Annotated in this window: 1 protein-coding gene and 1 pseudogene; both read left to right on the top strand. The window is 70.7% G+C overall.

Annotated elements, in window-relative coordinates; genetic code table 11:
• Nucleotides 1-528 carry a peptidoglycan recognition family protein gene (locus tag G3I40_RS28095; protein ID WP_343245037.1) on the top strand — a complete coding sequence of 176 codons (528 nt, stop codon included), beginning with the start codon at nucleotides 1-3 and terminating at the stop codon, nucleotides 526-528.
• 149 nt (nucleotides 529-677) lie between these two features.
• Nucleotides 678-829: pseudogene (locus G3I40_RS47400) on the top strand (transcriptional regulator); the annotation flags it as partial.

Genomic DNA, 829 nt, shown 5'->3' with positions numbered 1-829 from the left:
GTGCTGCTGCCCGCGGGCCGGGCCGCCGCCCGCGCGCAGGCCGTCGACTACCCGTCGGCCGAATCCGTCCCCGCCAGCACCTCCAACTACACGGTGTCCAGTCGCCCTTCGGCGTATCCCATCGACTACGTGGTCATCCATGTCACGCAGGAGACGTACGCCGACGCGATAAAGATCTTCAAGGACCCCGCCAAGGAGGTCTCCATCCACTATCTCGTGCGCTCCGCCGACGGTCACATCGCGCAGTGCGTGCGCGAGAAGAACGTCGCCTGGCACGCGGGCAACTGGGACTACAACACGCGCAGCATCGGCATCGAGCACGAGGGCTGGGTCGACAAGCCCGAGTACTTCACCGACGCGATGTATGAGCAGTCGGCGGCGCTGACCGCCTCGGTCTGCGCGCGCTACGGCATCCCCATGGACCGCGAGCACATCATCGGCCACGTGGAGGTGCCCGGCACCGACCACACCGACCCCGGCCCCTACTGGGACTGGTCCCGCTACATCCGCCTGGTCAACCTCTCCTGACCCGGTGATCCCGGCGCGGTCCGGCATGTGCCACCTCGGCCGATCGGTGCCGGGCTCCTTGTCGGCCCGCGCCGCGCGAGCGACGATGACGGGGTCCCGCGACATCGTTTCCACGCCGTCGCCGTCGAGACCCCTTCGGGGAGGCCGAGTTGACCGATCCCTGGGTCGCCCTGGAGCCGGGTGCCGATCCCGTCGAGCGGGTCCGGGCGCTGCGCAGCGCCCACGACCGGTTCACCGCGGCCGGCACCGTCACCCGGCCGGTGCGCCCGGTGGTCGCCGCGTCGTGGCGTCGTTCCGCGGG

The sequence above is a fragment of the Streptomyces sp. SID14478 genome, from assembly GCF_010548525.1.
In the GTDB taxonomy this organism is placed as follows: Bacteria; Actinomycetota; Actinomycetes; order Streptomycetales; family Streptomycetaceae; genus Streptomyces.
This window is presented reverse-complemented; position numbering and strand designations above follow the sequence as displayed.